The organism is Rhodohalobacter sp. 8-1, assembly GCF_038150125.1.
In the GTDB taxonomy this organism is placed as follows: Bacteria; Bacteroidota; Rhodothermia; order Balneolales; family Balneolaceae; genus SW132.
Genome location: NZ_JBBVMF010000006.1, coordinates 193670 through 215907, shown reverse-complemented (window position 1 = coordinate 215907; position 22238 = coordinate 193670). Strand labels below are relative to the sequence as shown.

The window sequence follows — 22238 nt, the reverse complement described above, 5'->3', positions numbered from 1 at the left end:
CTGAGTATTTGAGGGAGTAAGCCTATTAAAAATATTAAGTCCTTTTAATGTAAAAGAGTTAATATTGTTATCGGATTTTTTCTCTTTGCTATAAACAAGAGGATTTGTAATGTTAAATGTTACAAATAGAGGCTTTTGGAATAGATTTCTAATATTGGAAGGCAGCTCTCTTAGTATTAAGAATTGTTAATAATTAACTTCAAATGTTCTTAATAGTTCTATCGGAAACATTGATGGTTGGATACAAATTTCTAAAGAGATCGTTTTAGTTGAGTTAAATATCGTCACAAAAAATCTCATAGCTATTGCAGATCCTTCCACTTACCCCGGAAAACACGGGGCTCGTGTCAGGATGACAAGCTCATAAGGTTGAGAATGGGGCGGCGTGGTTACTAAACAGATTTTTATTCATGCTATGTGATCACGCCGCCACTTAAACAAGAAAAGTGAACGCCATTCTGATCAAAACGGGAGTTTTCGTTTTGATCAGAATCTCAAAAAGCAAAATACCTCACACTACCAGAAGATATCATTGAGCAATTTAACATACAGGATAACCCACCAGGTTTGCAGAATCTATATGGAAAGATGGACTTACAGGATTATTTTTTTACCCACAACATTTTCTGTAGAACCTTAAATAATATCATCACTCAATCAAAAGTACCACTTCAGCGAACCCGCCGCTACATTTCCGGCATTTGAAAAGGCAGAATCCTCACTGCCTGCAAATATCTGCAGCAGAATGTTGAAGTCCAGATCTTGAAGCACCGACCAAGTTATTGAAGGCGAAAGAAATGCAGCGAATTCATCCGGGTAGTAAATACCGGCAAGAGATCCGTTTAGAATTGGAGAGAAGGGGTAGGATCCCTGCACCGTGAACTGGTATCGGGAAAATGATGGGTTATCGGCTGACAGCGGCTCACCAAGTAACAGAAACTGATCACGACCGCCATTTTTATTGTAGAGGAATTCTGTAACCAGGAACAGGCTGTTTTCGAACATGTGATCGGCTGAAAGCGCGGCAACCAGGTTCACGGATCTGTTTCCGCTCTGTTCGTCGAGATCCATGAAAGCCATGATCTCGCCTTTAAATCCCGTTTGGCGAATACTTCCGGCCCAGCCACCACCAGCCGCCCATCGATGCCTGTAATATCCGGTAATCAGCTGAATATCATAACCTCGTGTGTTAAACGTGTACATTCCTGACGCTACGGAATTTCGTGAATCACGCGCCGGGCTATATGCGAATTCGACCCTTGACGCCCAATCGATAAAATACTGTGCCCGAATGGCGTCTGTGCCGGGTCTTTCGGGATAATCAAAATCATAGAACGAATAGATATTAAACAAATCGTTTGGGTTACTCACCGTATTGATCCCCCAGTTGATCCGCTGCCGTCCGGCCGTCACGCGCCAATCATCGGTGTACCAGTCAATGTTCAATCGATCAGGAATATAATGAAGCAGTATCGACTCATTCTCCACAATCATCCATGAAAGATCCACATAGCCGGGATCTCTGTCAATTGCATCCGCATAGAACGGAATCTCTTCAACAAGATCACCGGCAAAAAACCGGGTTCTCATTTCCCAGTTGACAGTTATGTCAGATGTAATATACCAGTTCAGGTTCAGTCTATTTTGAAGGCGATACTCCCAGAGTGCATCCGAACCGATCGGTTCGGGAAGATCGGCACCTATGCGAACCGGCATGCCCTGGAGGTAGCCGCCGATTTGGAGTTCATCACTTTGGGCATGAACTATGGTTGTACAGAGGATCAGTGCAAGTATGAAGAATATGTGTTTCATTTATGAAAATAGTTTAGAAACCTGCCAGAGTGCGAACGAAGAGAGCTCCTGTCAGAGTTTCGGTACATGTAATGAACTCTGCGAGGACCTGCCGGACTCTCGCAGGTTCTTGATTATTCCTTTTTTTCATCCGTATCTATCGCCCCGTCAACAATGGTAATAACCCGCCGGGCACGATCGATGACACGCTGATCGTGGGTTGAGAAAATAAATGTGACGCTTTCTTCACGGTTCATCTTCTCCATCATATCCAGCAGGTTCATTGCGGATTCAGTATCGAGATTTGCCGTTGGTTCATCAGCAAGAATAAATTTTGGGTACGACGCCAGAGCTCTCGCCACTGCCACTCGCTGCTGCTCTCCGCCGGACAGCTCTTTAGGGCGAGAGTCAATTTTGTCTTTCAGCCCCATAGCAGCAAGAAGCTCATCTGCCCGCTCTTTCATCTCTTCTTTACTACGCTTCTGCAGCAGCATAATAAACGTCACGTTTTCATAAGCTGTAAATACAGGAATCAGGTTATACGCCTGAAAAACAAACCCGATATTATGAAGTCTGAAATCGATCAGTTTCTTTTCCTTCATTCCGGTTATACGAACATCATCTATTTCTACGGAACCAGATGTAGGCTCATCAAGACCGCCAATCATATTCAGCAGCGTGGTTTTGCCCGATCCTGATGGACCACGAACCGTTGTAAACTCACCTTTTTCAAATTCAAGCGACACATCCCGAATTGCGTGCACCGGTACCGTGTCCGGGTTGTAAACTTTTGAAAGGTTTTGGGTTGTGATTATTGGCATAGTTTTCAATTTTTACAGTTTAACAGTGTGTCAGACGTTCAGTGTGTGTCAGTGTCAACAGTTCTACAGTGTTTCAGAAATAAAAATATATAAGTAACGACAGTGCTATAGTACATTCAGTAATTACATCAATTGATGTCTGATATACTGTTGGCACTGCAAACTGACACACTGTAAAAATTTTATTCCCGCACTACATCTGCGGGCTTGATCTTAAGCGCTTTATATGATGGATATACTGCTGATACCAAGACGGTCACGACAACCAAAATTGCAATCGCCATAAAATCTGCCGAGGTGATAACCGGATACACGACCGTATCATAGCCGAATTCACTGAGTGATTCACCGCCTAACGCCGCCATATCAATTCCGGTATCGCCGAGCCATTGGATACTCAGGTAAGCCAGCAGCATTCCGGCGATTGCTCCTGAACAAGTCAGCATAATCGATTCAAACATAATCATTAGAAATATCCGTCCTTTGCTCATGCCCACCGCCATAAGCATGCCCAGCTCACGCATGCGTTCGAAGATGGCCATCAGCATTGTATTCAAAATACCAAAGGCCAGGGCAAGCATAATCACAAGCATGACATAAAATGTCATTGAGTTTCCAAAATCTGCTATGTATCTCAGCTCAGGTGAGATCTGATACCACGTTTCAGCCTTCACATTTGGAAACTCGTCGTTAATTCGTGAGGCAACCACTTCACTGCTATCTGCATCGTTTAACATCATTGCAATTTCGTGATACACTGTCTCGCCGGCAATGAGCTCTGACAGATCAGACGATCGCACAAATACCTGTTGTGCATCAAATTGCGAGGATGCACTTCTATACAGACCCGTAATATTGAAAGCCGCGGATGTCATCTCGCCATCTGCGGTTGGAAAGGTCAGCACCACGCGCTTGCCCATCTCCATTTCCAGCTTGTCCGCAAGCTCTTCACCCATTACCAGAGCGTTACGGGTATCAGTATTTAAATAATCGCCCCGTGTCATGTTTTCGTGAAACGTGGTGGTTGATTTTTCCCATTCAACTTTAACACCCTGAATTTGCACCCCCGCGGTAGTTTGCGGCGACTGAATCATACCGCCGGCCAGAGTTCGTGCCGTAAAAGAATGAACTTCCTCCAGGCTCCTGAGAAACTCAATTATTTCATCAGATTTTCTGATGAACATATCCGGATCACGCTCTGTGACAAACTCAGGATGATGAATTTGAACATGTGTTATCGACTCTTCAATCAGGTTATTGAACCGCTGCTCCATCATTCCGTTGGTAAGGCCCGACACCATAATGCCGGCCCACATTCCGGCAATAATTGCACCAAGCAAAACACCGCTGCGCGCCGGATGCCGCCATATGTTACGCCAAGATATGAAGATTAGCATTTTCAACTATTCACCGCTCGTTTATTATTATGTTGAGATTCGGGTTGGTTCTTTTATCATTTTCTTGAGGCTTCCATCGTGTTCAGAGTGAATATTTTCATAATTGGGTAGAATGAAATCAGAATCGACAATGCGAAGACAAACGCGCCCTGAAACAGATAGATGTCTGACGCTATCGCTGCCGGTATTATGGGGTCAAAGCCATATTCGGAGATTATTTCTGCCGCATCCCCTCCAAGTTCAATCGGGTTCGCTTTGAAATAAAGCAGGAGAAACGTAGAAAAAAAATAACCTGATGCTACACCTATTATGGCCATAAAAAGTGTTTCAAGAAAAACAACAGATGCGAGTTTTGCCCTGTGCATACCGATGGATATCAGCATCCCGAATTCGTAAAGCCGCTCCAGCGTCATAGTCAGTATGGTCCCGAATATCCCGAAGCCGATAACCACATATAAGATTCCCATCAAAAATCGTGTGCTTGCCCTGTCAAAATTGAGGGCTTCAACAAGATCCGGCAGAAGCTCCTGCCAGGTAAAGACGCGCAGATCACCACCCGAAATAGCTTCTGCGATTTCTCTGGCTGCCTGTTCAACTTGCTGAGGTGAATTGGGTGTTACAAGAAGGTTTGTAATCCGCTGATCTGCCGAAAACAGACGTTGTGCGTTTTCGAGTGAGAGGTACACCATTTGATTATTCATGGCACGCATGGGAAGGTCAACAATCCCGGTAATTTCAAATTTACCGGCGGCAGTTCTGCCAAACCGCCCCTGGCCCAGCAGCACAAGTGAATCTCCCCGGCTTAGCTCAAGACGCTCAGCGAATCCTGCAGCGATAACGGCCGTTTGGTTTCCGGATGAGAATGCCCCTTCCACCAAATGGCTTTTTAGATTATTCAGCCGGTCTTCTTTTTCCGGATCAATTCCGAGCACCATTGCGCCTTTTGTCACGTCATCTCCGGCAGCAAGCATAAATGTTTCGATTCGGGGAACCAGATAATTAATTGATTCTGAAGCAGATAAGATTTGATTTCTCTGCTCTGCGTCGTACAGAAATGCATTGTCGAGCGACGGCTGATCCTCGAATCGGTAATCCTGAACCTGGATATAACCGGTGTGAAACCGCGTCATATTTTCAATAGCAACATTGTGCGACCCTCTTTCAATCGACTCCAGGAACATGGCAAAAATAACAGCAAACATAATAGACGACACGGTGATGAGTGTCCTCCGTTTGTTACGCCAGATATTTCGCCAGGCAAGTTTTAGGTACATGAATATTCGTTAGTTTTAAGGGTTCCCCCTTCGAAGGGGGGCAGGGGGATGATCCAAAACCCATCCTTCAATCGCACTCTCTACATTTCTTATATCTTCTAAAATCTCTTCGTCTGTAAATCTCAATATGGTAAATCCAAATTCTTCGAGCCTCTTCTGTCTTTTTTGATCCAGTGCCCATTGTTCCTCCCATTCATGGGTATAACCATCAACTTCAATGATCAGAAATAGCTCTTTGCACATGAAATCAGCGATAAAAAATAATACCGGTCGTTGACGGAGAAATTTATAACCATGCATTTGTCTCCCTCGTAACAACTCTTGCCACAATTTGACCTCAGCTCTTGTCGCTTGTTTGCGTAGCTTACGAGCAAACTCTTTCAGATTTTTGTTATAGTATAGGTTTGTGCTATTCATCTCACCTATGATTTAACCCTGAGAAATCATCCCCCCGCCCCCTTCAAAGGGGGAGGTTTACTTCATTTTAAGTATCCCAATCTGACACACTGTTGCCACTGACATACTGTTTACTGTTCACCTCACTCTTTTCATATTCTGCCTGGTAAAAAATGAGGGGTCAATATCAATATCAAAATCAAGTTCTTCGTATTCCATGATGGTCGTGTGGTCAGGCTCATCAGCCGGAATCATGGTCATTTTTGCGGGGAAAGTCCGGCCGTCCATTTCAGTAATATTGGTGAATTCAATCGTGCTGGCAAGCTCATTACTTTGGTCGAATTGCTCTTCTTTAAGCATAATAAAATGCTCTTTGTCGACCCACACCAAAACCTTTCCCCAGACAATTGGTGCATCCGGGTGTGGAATCAGCTCCAACACCCACACATCACGTGCCTCATACTCTTCTTCTCTTAGGATTGAGTGGTCGTAATCATCTTGAAGAGTCGTTTCCCTGACAAGGTCATCGTTTGTAAAATCTGACCCCATCCACGACTGCGACATCATCGACGGGGGCATCTTGAGGGTACGATCGATAGTGGGCACATAATTCCATATTTCATCCTCTCGCTTTAGATAAGCAGTTCCTTCATCGCGAGCCGGAGCAGTGATTAAAATAAGTGAGTACTCATCACCGAGCGACCATGCCTTCATACTTACATTCCGAGTGTACCGGGGACGCTCAATTGTCATTGTCATTTCAGCGTAACTCGACTCTCCCTGCATAACATTTTCCATTCGCTCTATTATTTCTGAAGCACTTTGGGCTGATACAGCCTGATAAGGGGTGAGCGCGGCCGTAACCTGAATGCATATGAAAAGTGCAAACATAAAGATAGAAGCAGGGTTTTTGAAGTTTATCATCCGCCTATATATTCTGGAACCATTTTAATGCCCTCACGTGAAAAATACGAAAATGGCACCCATCATAGTAATTCTTCCTGAAATTTTAAGTGCAGAGGAAATGATACAATCGCTATTGAACAGTGTCTTCATTCAGATCAGACAAAATGCGTTTAATCTGATCTTGCGCATGTTTCTCCACATTCTCTTTACGACTTAAAAGAAATTGCGAAAGGTGTTCGATGCGCTCATAAAATTCGCCATCTTTCTTCTTGATTTCTGCCAGGTAATTCCCTCTCTCGTTGGCTGGAATGGAGAATATTTTCTCCGTCATCTTTTTATAGTAATTCAGCTGTTCTTCATTCATAGCCAGGCGCGTTACATGATTACAATTATATACCACTCTCTATATAACAAAGCGTTAGAACCATGAGATGTGTATCAGATTATTTTCATGAACACAAAAATATATTCTGACCTCCTTTCCAGACATCGCATCCCAACATCAGCCAATTTCCGCAGACACTTGCTGGAGAAACGATTTCATATACTCTACCCGCTTTGATGCCACTTCTTTCGCCGTTTTGGTATTGAGCATATCCGGCAGCCGGAAAAGTTTTTGATAAAAATGATCAACAGTCCATATCGTATCGTCTGGCTCTCTGTTTTCTGCGAACGGGTCATCCGGGTGGTACATCGGGTTGTTCAATTCTCCACCAACCGAAAAGCATCGTGCAATGCCAATAGCACCGAGTGCATCCAGCCGGTCGGCATCCTGTACAATTTTGGCCTCGATCGTTTTAGGGATAATTCCTGCGGAATAGCTGTGCGCCTCGATGGCATGAGCGGTCGAAGCAATTTTATTTTCAGGGAAATCAATTGTCGCTAAAAATTGCGCTGCCTTCTGTGCGGCAAAAGTTGACGCTCTTTTTCTATCGGGATGATTTTTAGGAAGAATCGCACAATCGTGAAGCCAGGCCGCAGCCAATACAATCTCTTTGTCTGCAGATTCTTTTAAAAAAATCAGCTCTGCATTTTTTACTACACGTTTCACATGCGCAATATCATGGGCAGCATCACTTTCAGTATTATCTTCTAAAAATTTTCTATATACTTCTTCTGACATTTTAAAGTATTTATCTATAATTTTTCGAAGTGCCGGATAAAGAGCTTGATTCTGATTTCAACTACGAATCCATGTTTAAAAAATGCACCTCCGCGTTTAAGCAGATACAGGTGATAAACAAAGGCTTATAAATGCTACTTAAACTCAAATTCTGTTTTAAACCGAAGCACTTCAATTAATACATTTACCTCCTCCAAACTTCTACTGTACCACCGTGGCACCTTCACGGTTACCGTAATCGACCCAGGAGCCTTCGTAAGGCCTCACAGAATCATAGCCCATCAAGCGGAGAGTGAAATAAGCGTGTGACCCACGCACATTAGATTGGCAATGTGGTATAACTTCTTTGTCAGGTGTGATTCCCCGGCTTGAAAACTTTGCCTGGATTGAGTCTGCAGGTAAAAAATAGGGGACTCCTTCCGATTCGAGAACATTACTCCACTCCAGGTGCGCTGCGTTAGGAATACGTCCGCTTTTTGCGGCTCTCTCAACCTCCCCGGCATATTCCTCTTCCGACCGTACATCAAATATAACTTTATTATCGCTTTGAGAAGCTTCAACGACATAATCAAAATCACACATTAGTGTTTCCTCCGCCGAGGCCTCAAATGTGCCCTCCTGCGAGGTTGATGCGGATTCAGAAAGCGTTCCGTTCATTTCATCCCAGGCCTGAATACCGCCATTTAAAATGGATGCATTTGAAAATCCATAATAGTCGAGTGCGTAAAAAAGGCGGGCGGCGGCCAGGGCATTTCCGCCATCGTAAATAATTACGTTATCGTCCTGGTCCAGTCCAATTCCTCGCATCAGTTCCTGGAAGCGATCCGGACCAACCAGGTAAGAGTCTATGGGATGATCCTCGTCTACCAACGAGGAAACAGCCGGAAAATGGATAGCGCCTGGTATCACGCCACCTTCCGTTTCACTTCTCGCATCTACCAGAAGCAGTTCATTACCGGGATCGGCGAGCATCTCAGACAGTTCAGAGGCTGAAATCAGCAGCTCTGCATTCGGGTATTCGCTGTCGGCAGCCGTTTCGGACTGCTCCCCGGCCGTGCAACTGAGAGCAATAAGTGTTGTGAGTATGATCAGGAAAAAATTGAGGCGTTTCATGACTTTCTGTGGTTTAGTTTTGCATTAAATTGTGAGTATTACATAGCAGTGCAGAGGATCATTACTGATCAAGGCCTGCACGATTCTCCATATAAAAATCGTAGACCATTTTCGATATCGTGGCTCCCGTCGCTACGCTTCGCTCTTCGTCAGGTACATTTTTCGAGAGATAAACCAGAAGGTACGAACGCCCGTCCGGCAGATAAACGAGGCCGGAATCGTGCCTTACGCCGGTAATGAACCCCGATTTACTCGCAACCACAACCTCGTCAGGTAAGTTTCCGGCGATAATATCTTTATAAAACTGTTCTTCCAGAATATTGAGCATCAGCTGGCTTGCTTCGGCATCCACCACGTCACCGTCAGCAATACTTTCGAGAATAATGGCAAGGTCCCGCGCCGTTGTTCGGTTGCTCAATCCTTGATTGTACGCCTTCATATCGTAAACGCCGCGCAGTACCCGGATGGAATCGGCGCCGAGCTCTCGCATGGATTCTGTGGTGCTTTCAGCACCCACCAGGTCAATCATCAGGTTGGTAGCGATGTTGCTGCTGTAGGTAATCATGGCATGCGTGAGATCATAAATAGTTGCCGTTTCCCCAACCATCGATTCGTAAGGATCATCGGCATTTGGATCCAGCTCAAGAGAAAACTCCGAACTATCCACAATACTATAGAACCTGTTTTCAATTTCAATGGAATCGTAAATTGAGAACCGTCCCTCTTCCGCCTGCTTAAATACTTCAATCATGACCGGGGTTTTCATCGTGCTGGCGGCATGAAACATTGTATCCGGGTTGATGGTGATCTGGAGGTTCGGATTATTCAGATCTTTGTAAAAGACGGCGTATGTTCCTTCTTCATTCTCCAGAACTGACTCTATTTCCAATTTGAGCTCACTTAGATTTTGTGAGGTATCTGAACAGGAGCTTAAAAGAAACAGTGAAATTACTATTAAGCTTAATAAGCTGCGATACATAACGGATATGTTGGTGAACGTTCAGCTGAATATAGCTGTGACTCTCTACTCCCACAAATTCATAGACAAAATAAAAGCCGAAAGATATATTTTCTTTCGGCTTTGAATTATCGTTCAGATCAGTCGCCCCGGCAAGGTCGGCGTCTTATTTATCAGATATTATTCGATTGGGTAATTAGGATTCTGCTCAAGATTTTCTGATATCTGAAGTTCATCCCTGGGAATTGGAAACACCCTTCGAAACGGCTCCCTTCCAAGGACCTCGTCAAAACGCCCGAGACGAACCAGGTCAAAAAATCGGTGCCCCTCATAATTTAGCTCCGCACGGCGTTCACCCAGCAATGCATCTACATATTCTTCGGTTGTAGCAAAGGGTCCCGCATCGGCAAGTCCGGCACGGTTCCTGATTTCATTGAGATCGTCCAGTCCTGCGTTAGGATCCGTCTGATCAAACACCGCCGCTTCTGAACGGATAAGGTGCATTTCGGCTAGTCTCAGAATTCTTACGTTATTCGCATTATTAGGGTCAGACCATTTCAAGGATCTGTCGCTCGAGCGGTCAAACCTGAACAAATCTGCACGATCGTCGCCAGCTTCGAACGATCCTGTTAAATCCGGGTCAACATTATATTCATCCCGCTGAAACATATATGTGAATAAGCTGCTGCCGTCCTGGTCAGTGAACACAAGGTCAAAAATAGACTCAGAAGTCGTTCCGGTGTTGGAATAAAGATCCGAAACGTTTTCAACGAGGCTGTAACCTCCGTTTGCTATCACATCGTCGGCGTCATCAAATGCATCCCCGTAGTTACCGGCATACAGGTTAATCCTTGCGCGAAGCGCAATTGCAGGCCAATAGCTAAGTGCTGTATTATTATCGTATCCCTGCATCAGCGAAATAGCTGTTTCCAGATCGGACAATATTTGCTGATAGGTGGCTTCAACCGTGCTTCTTTCCAGGTCAGGAATCTGGTTGAAGTCATTGTTTTCTACAGGCTCCAGCAACAGCGGCAGACCAAAATTTGACGAGCGATCGAAATGGTATCCGAATACTCGAAGCAGGTCAAAATAAGCCATTGCTCGAACTGCATGAGCTTCACCCAGCACCCGGTCGCGAGAGGAAAATGCATCATCTTCAACGTTTGGCACTTCCGCGATCAGGAGATTTGCGATATTGACTACCCTGTAAATATCAACCCAGGCCGTACCAATCCAGAGATTACTGATGGGAAAGAAGCCGGAGTCTACTTCAAGCTGGGAGTCAAAAAACCCTTGATATACTGCATTATCCGATGCAAGGTCGGGGCTCAAAGTATAGTGAACACCGTAATAAGGGTTTGTCTGCATTCTGGAATACGCTCCGAGAAGAACTGCCTCAGCTGACGCGCCGTCAACTATGGCAGTATTTGCATCAAGGGATGTATCCGGTTCCGTATCCAATACATCGCAGGACATCAGAAACAGCGCAAAAAATGTAATACCTGTTATTAATAATTTTTTCATGAGTCCTATTTTTAAAATTCCAGATTTATGCCAAAAGAGATCGTACGTACCTGTGGATGGGTTCCGAAGTCGGATCCTGCAACAAGTGCATTTCTTGCATTCTGATTCACTTCAGGGTCGAGGCCCGTGTAGTTGGTGAATGTCAGTAGATTTTGCCCCTGCATGTACAACCTCAGGTTGCTCATTCCGAATTTCTGTGTCAGATCAGGTGCGACATTATATCCCAATGTGAGAGTTTTCAGCCTCAGGTACGATCCATCTTCCAGCCATCTAGAGGAGTATTCCCTCCAGTTGATATTGGTTAGAGAAGCCCGGGGTATGTCTGTTTCATCTCCCGGCTCCATCCAGCGGTCATCCGCAAGTGTATGATTGTTTCCATCGGGCAGCGGAAATCCGGTACCAATCCGGCTCCAGCCGAGATTTTCATATGATGCGCGGCTATGGTTGAAAACGTCGTTTCCGACCGTGAATTGGAAGAGCACATTCAGGTCAAAGCCTTTATAGGTAAACGAATTGTTGAAGCCACCAAAGAAATCAGGCTGAGCATTTCCAACAATCCGCCGGTCACCGGAGTCGATCACTCCGTCACCATTTTCATCAATCCAGCGCATATTTCCTGTTTGTGGATCAACACCATTTTGATCAATAAGATAGAAAGTTCCCACCGGCTCACCTTCCGATAGAATATGGGAATCGTTCAATACCTGATCATTAACCTCAAGTTCTAACACCTTATTTTCAATAAATGATATATTAAATCCTGAAGTCCAGGTTAAATCTCTGCCGGATAAGACAGCGCCTCTGACAGAAAACTCAAAACCTTTGTTCTCCATCTTCCCGATGTTGTCTGTCACTCCCGTGAAACCGGATACTCCCGGAACAAGTCGATTGAGCAACAGATTTTCCGTTGTTTTAATAAAATAATCTGCGCTAAATGTGATCCGGTCATTCAAAATACCAGCATCGAGTCCTATATCAAATTGACGGGTAGATTCCCACGATAAGTTTGCGTTGCTCAGCTGTGCCGGAACGAGCGTAGGAGTCGATCTGTAGTCAGATACGCCAAACAGACCGCGGGAGGCAAAGTTGCCGATTCCTTCCTGGTTTCCAGTAATTCCGTAGCTGATTCTTGGCTTAAGTTCTGAAAAGATCTTCTGATCCTGCATGAAATCTTCATTGGTGATTCTCCATGCTATTGATCCGGATGGGAAAAAACCATATCTGAAGTTTTCACCAAACCGTGATGATCCATCCAGGCGGCCGGTGGCGGTTAGCAGGTATTTATCATCAAAGGTGTAATTCCCGCGGAAGAAATACGATGCAAGCCCCCAGCTTGTGCCGGAGGTTGACCCGCTTGTTACCTGGGCAGCAACGGATAATTTAGTAAACTGATCGCTCGGAAAGCCCTGGGCTGAAAGCGAGGAAAAGTTACGGTCAGACGCCTGAAATGAGGTCCCGAGAACGGCGTTAACGCTGTGACGATCATTGAAGGTGTTAATATATGACAGGTAGTTCTCAACTAGCCACGTAAAATCTTGCGTGGTTAGGTAATTACCGAACCCGTTGCTCTGTGAATTCTGAGACTCCCTGGAAATAATCGGGGTATAAGCCTCATCATCTAGATTTGTATAGTCGATCGACAGAGATGTTCTCAGAGACAATCCTTCTGCGAGAGTCGCTTCGCCGAAGATGGTTCCAAGCCCGCGGACTGTTCGTGTAAACCGGCTGTACTCTTCGGCAATCAAGACTGGATTATCCAGCATCCACCATCCAAAATAGCTGAACGGGTCAGCGTAAGAACCATCCTCCTCATAAACGGGCATCAGCGGGTCGCCTGCCAGCGTATTGATAACAACACCATAAAGAGAGTTATCATTAATAGTCCGGTTCTGGATGGTTCTGTTCACCGTGAGGTTCGTCCCAACATCGAGCCAATCCGTCACAGTTGCATCGAGATTTATCCTCGCACTGATACGCTCAAAGCCTGTCCCGAGCTGAACGCCTTCCTGGTCGAAATAACCCAATGATGTGAAGTAACGGGTATTATCACTACCGCCTGATGCCGTAAGCTCATAGTTTGAAACCCGCGAAGTCCTGAAAATTTCATCGTACCAGCGTGTATTCTGAAGATCATTTGCGTTAGGATCAAAACCCCATAAGTCAGATACATACGTATCGGAATAATTTGTACCCAAATCGCGATTATCCTGCCTGGCTGCATCATTCATCAGCTGCAAAAACTCGTTGGAGTCATGCATATCAATGATGTCGGTCACATTTTGAAATCCCGTATATGTATTAAAGCCAATTTTTGCTTCACCCGAACGGCCTCGTTTTGTGGTGATAACTACCACACCGTTAGCACCCCTCGATCCATAAATAGCGGTAGCGGAAGCATCTTTGAGGATTTCGATAGATTGAATGTCATTGGGATTCAGATCCGCAATTGAATTGGTTGACTGCCCACCGGAAAACAATCCTGATAGATCTTCAGAAATGATAGGCACGCCATCAATCACATAAAGGGGTTCACTACTGCCCGATATTGAGGTTTGCCCTCGAATATTTACGCTTATCCCGGCACCCGGTGTTCCGGATGGACTGCTGACGAACACACCCGACGACCGCCCCTGGAGGGCTGCATCGAGACTTGCAACAGGCTGATTTTCAATTTCCTCCGCAGAAATACTGGAGATGGATCCTGTGAGATCGCTTCGGGTTTGTACACCGTAACCCACTACTACAACATCATTAAGCAACTGCTGATCCAACTCAAGTGTTACAGTGATATCTGTTCTGTCACCAACAAGAACTCTTTGGGTTTGATAGCCTACATACGATACAACGAGTACATCATCATCTGCAGCTTCAATTGTAAACTCGCCATCAATATTGGTAACCGTTCCGCGCTCGCTGTTATCCGCAATGTAAACGGTAGCTCCAACCAGAGTTTCACCCTCGGTATCTAATACAGTTCCTGTTCGTTCCCTTTCCTGGCCATTTGCGCTTGCCGCAAGCAGGGGAATAGCTAATAACAGAAACGTTAATTTGGTAATTAATTTACGTATAGATCTGTACATATATACATGCTTTATTTTATAGGTTATTCCGCGCTTGGCAGTTAAGGCGAGTTCGTGGTTGACTGTTATGATGCCTGAATGAGCAAATCCGACGCGAAGTATGTGTCAACTATTATTTATTATAATAAGCACCGCAATAATATTACAAATACAATGCAATTAAAAGCTTCAAGAAAATATTTTATACAAAAGCGCTTTCAAAGGTAATTTATTAAAAAAGTGATTACACTTTAAACTGTTATTTCCATCTTCTAATGGCGCAAACTGAAACATTCAGTTATTCCAGTTAAGTCATTCGAAGAGGACTTTGCTAACGGATCTAAATCCGTTCCAGCCCCGGGTTCCCAGTCGACCCAAGATGTGTACTCTCTTTTAATTTTTGATGCGGATCGATATCTGCCCCACCACTTGACTCTTTAATTTTTCTGTAGGCATCCCGGAAGCTCATTCCATCTTCTTTAACCAGTTTATACGCTTCTTCGGCCGCAAAAAGCTCCGCGGAACACGCTTTCTGCAGCTCTTCCTTGTTGATCGACACAGATTTCACAAGCAATGTACAGGCTGCAAGCGATTCAAGTGTATTTCGAACAGCTTTTAAAACAGGCTCCTTAGTAAGCTGAAGATCCCTGTGGTAGCCGCTGTTGAGATTCATGGTGAGCGACTGAAGTGTCGCCGCATGACCGATATTCGCAGAATGCCGCCCCCTGATTAATTCAGCTAAGTCCGGGTTTTTCTTTTGAGGCATGATAGACGAGCCTGTACACACCGCGTCATCGAGTGTGAAATATGGTGATATCTCCCCGGAATATTGGATGATATCTGCAGCCAGCCGATTTAGTACTGCCGTTAATCCACACAGATATTGAACATATTGAAGTTCAACCCAGCCTCGGCTCAGTTGTGATGTGGTAGAACAGACTAGTGGTTTTGCAAAACCGAGTTTCTCAGCTTCAAAATCACGGTCAATGTCGATCGTGGTTCCAAAGCCGGCAGCCGAGCCAAGCGGCGACCGGTCGACCAGTGATAATACTCCGGATGATGCATCACCCTGCATCTTCAGCATCTCTGCGAATCCGCCGGCCCAAAGCGCTACGCTGCTGAGCATCGCTTTTCGTGTGTGGGTAAATCCGGGCATCGGCACAGTTTCTCCAGCTTTGGCGAATTTCAGCAACTCATTCGTACACTGGCCTGCGGCTGAGATAACATCTTTTAGCCGGTCTTTTTCATATAGCCGCATCGCCGTCAATACCTGGTCGTTCCTGGAGCGTCCGGTATGAATTTTTTTCCCAAGATCCCCCAGCTTTTCAACAAGGTGATTTTCGATCGCCGTGTGCATATCCTCATCCTGAACGGTAATTTCGAACTCACCTTTCTCCCAAAGAGACAGGATATCAGACAGTCCATTCTTGAGCTTTGCAAGCTCGGACTCCGTTAATATGCCCGCTTTTTCCAATGCAGCTGCATGCACTTTTGACGCATTTACGTCATACGGAACCAGCTCCTGGTCGAGCTCGTAATCATTCCCGACCGTAAATGCCTCCACTTTTTTAGCTATATCGGATTGAGTGTCGGCTGAGTTTTTCTGCCAGAGTTTAGACATGTAAAGACTTTTTTGGGTTGTGTTTAAATGAGTGTTGAAGAGTTTAAAGGCTGAAAGATTGCTTTCTTTTGCCTTTTCACTTCTCACTTTTACCTCACTGCACTACTTCCTTGCTCACCTCTTTCTTAAGCTGATACGCAGTTTTTTGCGGAAGATTCCAGAGTTCAATAAACCCGGCAGATGCATTTTGGTTAAACGCGGCCGACTTGTTAAAGGTAGCAAGATTTTCATCAAACAGAGAGTATGGCGATGACAGCGAAACGACAACACAGTTGCCTTTATATAGCCTCAGCGTTACCACGCCCGTTACTTTTTTATTTTGCTCGTTGATGAATGCCCTGATGTTATCCATAACCGGCTCAAAATATTTGGCTCCGTATATAAGGTACGCCCATTTCTGATCCATAAATCCCTTCAGCTCATTTTCTTCCCGCGTTGACACCAGCTGCTCCAGGTTTTTATGCGCCTGGATCAGAATTGTTGCGGCCGGATTCTCATACACTCCCCGGACCTTCAGGCCAACGACCCGGTCTTCAATCAGGTGAAACACGCCAACCGCATGCTTGCCGCCGATGTCGTTCAGCATCAGGATAAGTTCTTTTTTCTCGTAATTAATACCATTCAGAGATACAGGCTCTCCTTTTTCGAAACCAATTTTCACAAGCTCCTCTTCATCCGGCGCCTGCTGCGGTGTATTCGCCCATTTCAGGATTCGCTCCAAGGGGGGTATTAATTCGGGATTTTCAATTTCACCGCCTTCCCCGGTATTAGCCCACATATTTTCATCATACGAATACGGGCTTTTCTGGGTTTGATCTACCGGTATCCCATTATTTATAGCATACTCAATCTGTTCATTCCGGCCCATACTCCATTCCCGTACCGGGGCAATAATTTTCAAATCAGGATTAAGCGTTGTGATATAGCTTTCAAACCGAACCTGGTCGTTTCCTTTCCCGGTACACCCGTGGGCTACAACTTCGCAGCCAAATTCAGCGGCAAACTGAACAGCCAGCTGAGAGATCATAACCCTCCCAAGCGGACATCCAAGTGCATACCCGCCCTGGTAATCCGCGTTGGCTTTTACGGCTTCCGCACAAAGCTCGGCAAATTCTGATTTTGCATCATACACAATCGCTTCTTTTGCACCTAACATTAGCGCTTTCTTTTTGATGGCGTCCAGGTCATCGGCTGTTTGCCCGATGTTCACCGTAAGTGCAATCACATCGCATTCATACTCTTCCTGGATCCATTTGAGCATCATGCTGGTATCAAGTCCGCCGGAATAGAGCAGCAGACAGGTGTTGAAAGATCCTTTCTCAGCTTCGTGTGAGGCGACTTTTTTATATGTAGTTTCGTTTTTCATGATTTTTATCTTTAAAGTCTATTTTTGAAATTTGTTTTAGGGTGTGTTCGTAAAGGCTCAGTGCCTTCAATTAAAACCTCCTTCAAGAGGAGACTTTTTGTTCTCCATTTTTTATCAGTTCTTTGCTTTCTCTAGTTAGCAGCCCCGCGAAAACGCCTTTCGAGACAACCATCCGGTTTTCGGCCTGCTGATACACCCAGGAATTCTCGTGATCAATGACATCGTCGGTCACTTCCACACCCCGGTGTGCCGGCAGACAGTGCATAAAACCTGCATTCCGATTGGCCTGCGAGAACAGCTCCATATTGACCTGGAATGGTTTGAAATGCTTGATTTTTTCATCATACAAATGCTCTTCACCCATTGAAATATATGTATCAGTGTAGATGGCATTGGCATTCTTTACAGCTTCTGACGGATCATTATGTGTCGTAAATGTCCCTTTGTACTGAACGGCAAGAAGGGCAAAGTATCGAAGCTGATCATCTGACCAGCCATAGGATTCCGGCCCTGAAAACTGAACCTTATGCCCAAATTTTAGTAAAATCTCGATCAGTGAGAATGCCACATTATTGGCGTCACCAACAAAAGCTACCGTCAGCTCCTCATCTTTTCCGAGCTTTTGCTGAAGCGTATGAAGATCTGCCAGCGCCTGCATTGGATGATGTTTATCACACAACGCATTGATAATTGGAATAGAGCTGTATTCCGCCATATTCTTCAGCGTTTGATGGGAATAGACCCTGGCAAAAACAGCATCACACCAGAGCGACACGTTTTTCATGGCGTCTTTGAGAGATTCCCGGCTTGTAAACGGAATTGCCTTTCCGCTGCTGAGAAGTATATCTGCATCAATATGAATGACGTTGCCACCGAGATGATTAATTGCCGCTTCGGTTCCGACTTTGGTCCGAAGTGATGGCTTTTCAAATACAAAAGCGATGTTTTTACCAGTTAACTCGCCGCCGGCTGTTTGATGGAGTTCGGCGCTGTAGTCCAGCAGATACTGAATTTGTTCCGGTTCGTAATCCGAGATCGTTAAAAAATTAGACATGTCGTTTGTCTTATGTTAGGTGTTGAATTTTGAAAAAAGGCTAGTCCTTTGAGGGAAAACTTTAGGGCAAAAAAAACGCCTGCTCAATTTGAATTAAGCAGGCGTTGTGAAAGTGGTTGGGTACACAGCTTTATCACACGCCTGAGCGGCGACGGCGGCGGAAAGAAAAGCTTGGTATGCTGTGCGTTTCAAAATTCATACAGATAAACTCTCGCAATTTTATTTAAAATCCAAATCTTCTTTTCATCATTTTCAATTTCTTTAAAGGGGTACTTCTCTGTCATACTTTATATATCATTTCTCAAACGTTATTTAAACGGAGGATGTTAACCTGATATACATAAATATTCATTACTATTGGTGCTAAGATTTGCTATTGGGCTATAACAGTTTTACGAATACTTGTGCAACCCCGGATTGAATAACGAAAAGTTTTCCATGAAAAATTACCGAATCTATTTTGCGATATTGCTTTTTGGAGTTGGATCCGCGTTTGTTTTGCAGGATACTACTGAGCAGACGACCGATCAAACCAATCCAGGCACACCCGGAAGCGTTAGTATTATATCAGTCTCGGGAACCATCGGCCCCACAACGACTCAATATATTCGGCGCGGGCTCCGCACATCCCGCGAGCGCGGCGATGAACTTCTTGTCATTGAGCTCGACACGCCCGGGGGATTGCTTAGTTCTACCCAGGAGATTGTACAGGAACTCCTTGGGTCATCCCATCCCATTGCTGTCTATGTATCACCGGAAGGTGCAAATGCAGGAAGTGCCGGCACATTTATTACGCTTGCTGCGCATATTGCAGCAATGGCTCCGGCCACAAATATAGGTGCGGCCTCACCGGTTTCAATGGGAGGCGGAGAGATGGATTCCGTATCTCAAAAGAAGATCTTCAACTTTTCTGAAAGCTACATCGAAACTATTGCCGAGCGGCGCGGCCGCAACACAGAATGGGCAAAATCAGCCGTTCGCGATGGGGATTCCATCACATCAAACGAAGCCGTAGACATCAATGTAGTAGACTTCATAGCTCAGAACCTGGATGACCTACTCTCTCAAATCGACGGCATGGAGGTCGAAGGAAACGTTTTACAAACTGAAAATGCATCACAAAACCGTATAGAACCGAACCTGGCCGAAACATTTTTCAGTTTTTTACTGCGCCCCGAAGTGATGCTAATACTCACACTTGTCGCTATCTACGGAATTATTGGCGAAGTATCTAACCCCGGTGCAATTGTGCCGGGTATGGCGGGTGTGATTGCATTAATTTTATTACTTTATGGTGTAGCTGCCATGCCCGTTAATATTGCAGGGTTTCTGCTTATAGGACTGGCTATTATACTGTTTGTGGCAGAAGCGTTTACGCCGGCATTTGGACTGTTAATTGCCGGAGGCGCCGTATCCTTTTTCCTGGGGGCGTTAATGTTATTTCAAGATTTACCGGAGGAAATGCAATTGAGTTGGTATTGGCTGGTTCCCGCAACAATCGTAACGGTACTGTTTTTCGCATGGATCGTAACATCCGGCATCAAAGCGCAATTTAGCGGTTTTCACTCCGGTATTGAATCCGAAGTAGGGCGTGAAGCAGAAGTTACCGATCGCATCACACCCGAAATCGAAGGACGCGTATTTCATAACGGCGAATATTGGCGTGCGGAAAGTGACGAAATACTGAATGAAGGTGACCGCTGTATCATTGTAAGATTTGAAGGACTTAAAGTATTTGTAAATTCTAAATCCAAACTAACCGAAAAAAAGGAGTTATCTGATGGATGATGCAGGAGCATTTTCTAATTTAATTATCTGGCTGATCACAATTGTAATTTTTCTGTCGGTCTTTCTGCCGCAGATGTTTAAAATACTTCGTGAATATGAGCGAGGTGTTATTTTCCGTCTTGGTAAGTTTCAGTCTACAAAAGGGCCTGGGCTTATTATCCTGATTCCCTTTATTGATAAAATTGAGCGTGTTGACCTCCGGGTGCTTACCATTAACGTGGATAAGCAGGAAGTCATTACTAAGGACAATGTCACCGTAAATGTTGACGCCATTACCTTTTTCCGTGTGGTGGATGCCGAGAAAGCAGTTATACAGGTGGAGCGTTATATCGGGGCTACATCCATGATTGCACAAACTACACTCAGAAGTGTGCTGGGTCAGTTTGAACTGGATGAGCTTCTGTCTGAGCGCGAGAAGATCAATAAGAAAATTCAGGATATTATCGACCGGCAGACCGATCCGTGGGGAATTAAAGTTGTGACTGTTGAGGTACGAGATGTGATTCTGCCTGAAACCATGAAACGTGCCATGGCGCGGCAGGCCGAAAGTGAGCGGGACCGACGTGCAAAAGTTATTAACGCACAAGGTGAGTTTGAAGCGGCTGCGAAACTTGTTGAAGCCGGTGAAATGATTGAAAAAACACCTACAGCCCTGCAGCTCCGATACCTGCAAACCATGAACGAGATTAGTGAGGAGAACGCCACATTCACGTTTATCCCATTCCCAATGGAGTTTTTGGAATCGTTCAGGCCTGAAAAGAAAAAAGAATAAAATCTTCAATTTAAAGGCCTTTAGCCATATTTAAATCACTAAACCCGGTTGTTATTCAGCCGGGTTTTTTATTTTCTGCTAATCTCACTTACATTAGCACTTTGCTGATCAACGTTCTAACCCAGATATTTATGAATTTTACGACCACATTTCGACATCTACTCATTGCCTTTCTGGTCCTCAGTTTACTCTACTTCACCGGTTGCACACAATCGGCTGAAACATCTGAAGAACCGGCCATTGAATGGGCGCTGGCCCTTCATGGTGGGGCTGGTACAATTTCAAAAGATCTGCCTGATTCTATTCGCCAGCAGTACTATGACGGACTTGAACGTGCCGTCCGGACCGGAGAGCTTGTTTTACGTGATGGCGGTTCTGCACTCGATGCCGTTGAACAAGTGGTCAGAAATCTTGAAAATAACCCACTGTTTAATGCCGGAAAAGGCGCTGTTTTTACAGCCGAAGGAACTCACGAACTGGATGCGGCCATCATGGATGGAAGCACACTCGAAGCCGGGGCCATTACCGGGGTGACGACCGTCAAAAACCCGATATCGCTGGCGCGAAATGTGATGGAGGAGTCACGGCATATATTCTTCTCCGGACAGGGTGCCGAGAGTTACGCCGATCAAACGGATGTGGAACGGGTTGAAAACGACTACTTCTTTACACAAAACCGCTACGAGGCTTGGCAAAGAGCACAGGGACAATCCTCAAATCTATCACCTGAAAGTTCGCCTCTTGACAGAGAATGGCTGATTGACAAAAAGTTCGGAACGGTCGGTGCCGTTGCGCTTGATGCAGATGGCAACCTGGCCGCTGCTACTTCAACAGGAGGGATGACCAACAAGCAGTTTGGTCGCGTGGGTGATGTGCCGATCATCGGATCCGGAACCTATGCCAACCATATTGCGGCTGTTTCAGCGACAGGCTGGGGTGAGAAAATTATGCAGCAGGTGTCAGCGAATACGATTGCGAATCTTGTTGAGTTTGGTGGATATAGCCTTGAAGGAGCCGTCGACTATCTTCTGAATGAGCGCCTTCAGCCCGATGAAGCGGGATTCATTGCTGTTGACAGCGTTGGAAATATCGCCATGAAAATGAACACCCCGGGCATGTTCAGGGGATCCATCAATTCCAATGGCGAGCAGGAAGTGATGATATGGGAGAATGAGTAGAAAGGTATTCCAGATCTCTTCTAACCAGCTCAGTTCGTAAAAGAAAAATCCTATTGGAAAGGATAAAAAAATGCGGAAGCAGATCAGCTTTATTGAT

At 45.1% G+C, this 22238-nt stretch carries 18 protein-coding genes; 3 read left to right on the top strand and 15 right to left on the bottom strand.

Annotated features, from left to right (window positions below):
* Nucleotides 1-657: 657 nt before the first annotated feature.
* From AABW11_RS08250 to argF, 15 genes are all read right to left on the bottom strand, one after another.
* A complete protein-coding gene (locus tag AABW11_RS08250; protein ID WP_340104482.1) occupies nucleotides 658-1812 on the bottom strand; it encodes a hypothetical protein in 1155 nt (384 codons plus the stop codon).
* 113 nt (nucleotides 1813-1925) lie between these two features.
* The gene (locus AABW11_RS08245) at nucleotides 1926-2612 is read right to left on the bottom strand and encodes an ABC transporter ATP-binding protein (protein WP_340104480.1); all 687 of its coding nucleotides are present in this window, start codon (nucleotides 2610-2612) and stop codon (nucleotides 1926-1928) included.
* 182 nt (nucleotides 2613-2794) lie between these two features.
* A complete protein-coding gene (locus AABW11_RS08240) occupies nucleotides 2795-4009 on the bottom strand; it encodes an ABC transporter permease (protein ID WP_340104478.1) in 1215 nt (404 codons plus the stop codon).
* A 56-nt stretch (nucleotides 4010-4065) separates the two neighbouring features.
* Entirely contained in the window at nucleotides 4066-5283 is a 1218-nt protein-coding gene (locus AABW11_RS08235) for an ABC transporter permease (protein WP_340104476.1), read from the bottom strand.
* A 15-nt stretch (nucleotides 5284-5298) separates the two neighbouring features.
* Entirely contained in the window at nucleotides 5299-5700 is a 402-nt protein-coding gene (locus AABW11_RS08230) for an endonuclease domain-containing protein (RefSeq protein ID WP_340104474.1), read from the bottom strand.
* A 117-nt stretch (nucleotides 5701-5817) separates the two neighbouring features.
* Nucleotides 5818-6603 carry an outer membrane lipoprotein-sorting protein gene (locus AABW11_RS08225; protein WP_340104473.1) on the bottom strand — a complete coding sequence of 262 codons (786 nt, stop codon included), beginning with the start codon at nucleotides 6601-6603 and terminating at the stop codon, nucleotides 5818-5820.
* A gap of 112 nt (nucleotides 6604-6715) precedes the next feature.
* Complete coding sequence (locus AABW11_RS08220; RefSeq protein ID WP_340104472.1) at nucleotides 6716-6949, bottom strand: hypothetical protein; 234 nt, start codon at nucleotides 6947-6949, stop codon at nucleotides 6716-6718.
* Between the two features lie 138 nt (nucleotides 6950-7087).
* A complete protein-coding gene (locus tag AABW11_RS08215) occupies nucleotides 7088-7708 on the bottom strand; it encodes an HD domain-containing protein (protein ID WP_340104469.1) in 621 nt (206 codons plus the stop codon).
* 201 nt (nucleotides 7709-7909) lie between these two features.
* The gene (locus AABW11_RS08210; protein WP_340104467.1) at nucleotides 7910-8821 is read right to left on the bottom strand and encodes a sulfurtransferase; all 912 of its coding nucleotides are present in this window, start codon (nucleotides 8819-8821) and stop codon (nucleotides 7910-7912) included.
* A 61-nt stretch (nucleotides 8822-8882) separates the two neighbouring features.
* A complete protein-coding gene (locus AABW11_RS08205; RefSeq protein ID WP_340104465.1) occupies nucleotides 8883-9710 on the bottom strand; it encodes a serine hydrolase in 828 nt (275 codons plus the stop codon).
* Between the two features lie 249 nt (nucleotides 9711-9959).
* On the bottom strand, nucleotides 9960-11303 hold the full coding sequence (locus AABW11_RS08200; RefSeq protein ID WP_340104463.1) for a RagB/SusD family nutrient uptake outer membrane protein: 1344 nt from the start codon (nucleotides 11301-11303) through the stop codon (nucleotides 9960-9962).
* Between the two features lie 11 nt (nucleotides 11304-11314).
* On the bottom strand, nucleotides 11315-14383 hold the full coding sequence (locus AABW11_RS08195; RefSeq protein WP_340104459.1) for a SusC/RagA family TonB-linked outer membrane protein: 3069 nt from the start codon (nucleotides 14381-14383) through the stop codon (nucleotides 11315-11317).
* Between the two features lie 319 nt (nucleotides 14384-14702).
* A complete protein-coding gene (gene argH / locus AABW11_RS08190; protein ID WP_340104457.1) occupies nucleotides 14703-15983 on the bottom strand; it encodes an argininosuccinate lyase in 1281 nt (426 codons plus the stop codon).
* A 94-nt stretch (nucleotides 15984-16077) separates the two neighbouring features.
* Nucleotides 16078-17349: an argininosuccinate synthase gene (locus AABW11_RS08185; RefSeq protein ID WP_340104454.1), complete on the bottom strand. Its 1272-nt coding sequence runs from the start codon at nucleotides 17347-17349 to the stop codon at nucleotides 16078-16080.
* A gap of 82 nt (nucleotides 17350-17431) precedes the next feature.
* Nucleotides 17432-18403, bottom strand: coding sequence for an ornithine carbamoyltransferase (gene argF, locus AABW11_RS08180; protein ID WP_340104452.1), 972 nt, complete (start codon nucleotides 18401-18403; stop codon nucleotides 17432-17434).
* A gap of 438 nt (nucleotides 18404-18841) precedes the next feature.
* On the opposite strand from argF, the gene AABW11_RS08175 reads away from it, so the two are divergent.
* From AABW11_RS08175 to AABW11_RS08165, 3 genes are all read left to right on the top strand, one after another.
* Nucleotides 18842-20191, top strand: coding sequence for an NfeD family protein (locus AABW11_RS08175; RefSeq protein ID WP_340104450.1), 1350 nt, complete (start codon nucleotides 18842-18844; stop codon nucleotides 20189-20191).
* Nucleotides 20184-20963, top strand: a complete 780-nt coding sequence (locus AABW11_RS08170) for a slipin family protein (RefSeq protein WP_340104448.1) — start codon at nucleotides 20184-20186, stop codon at nucleotides 20961-20963. The genes AABW11_RS08175 and AABW11_RS08170 overlap by 8 nt, the downstream gene beginning before the upstream one ends.
* 131 nt (nucleotides 20964-21094) lie before the next feature.
* Nucleotides 21095-22141 (top strand): isoaspartyl peptidase/L-asparaginase family protein, encoded by a 1047-nt coding sequence (locus AABW11_RS08165; RefSeq protein ID WP_340104446.1) that lies wholly within the window; start codon nucleotides 21095-21097, stop codon nucleotides 22139-22141.
* Nucleotides 22142-22238: the final 97 nt, after the last annotated feature.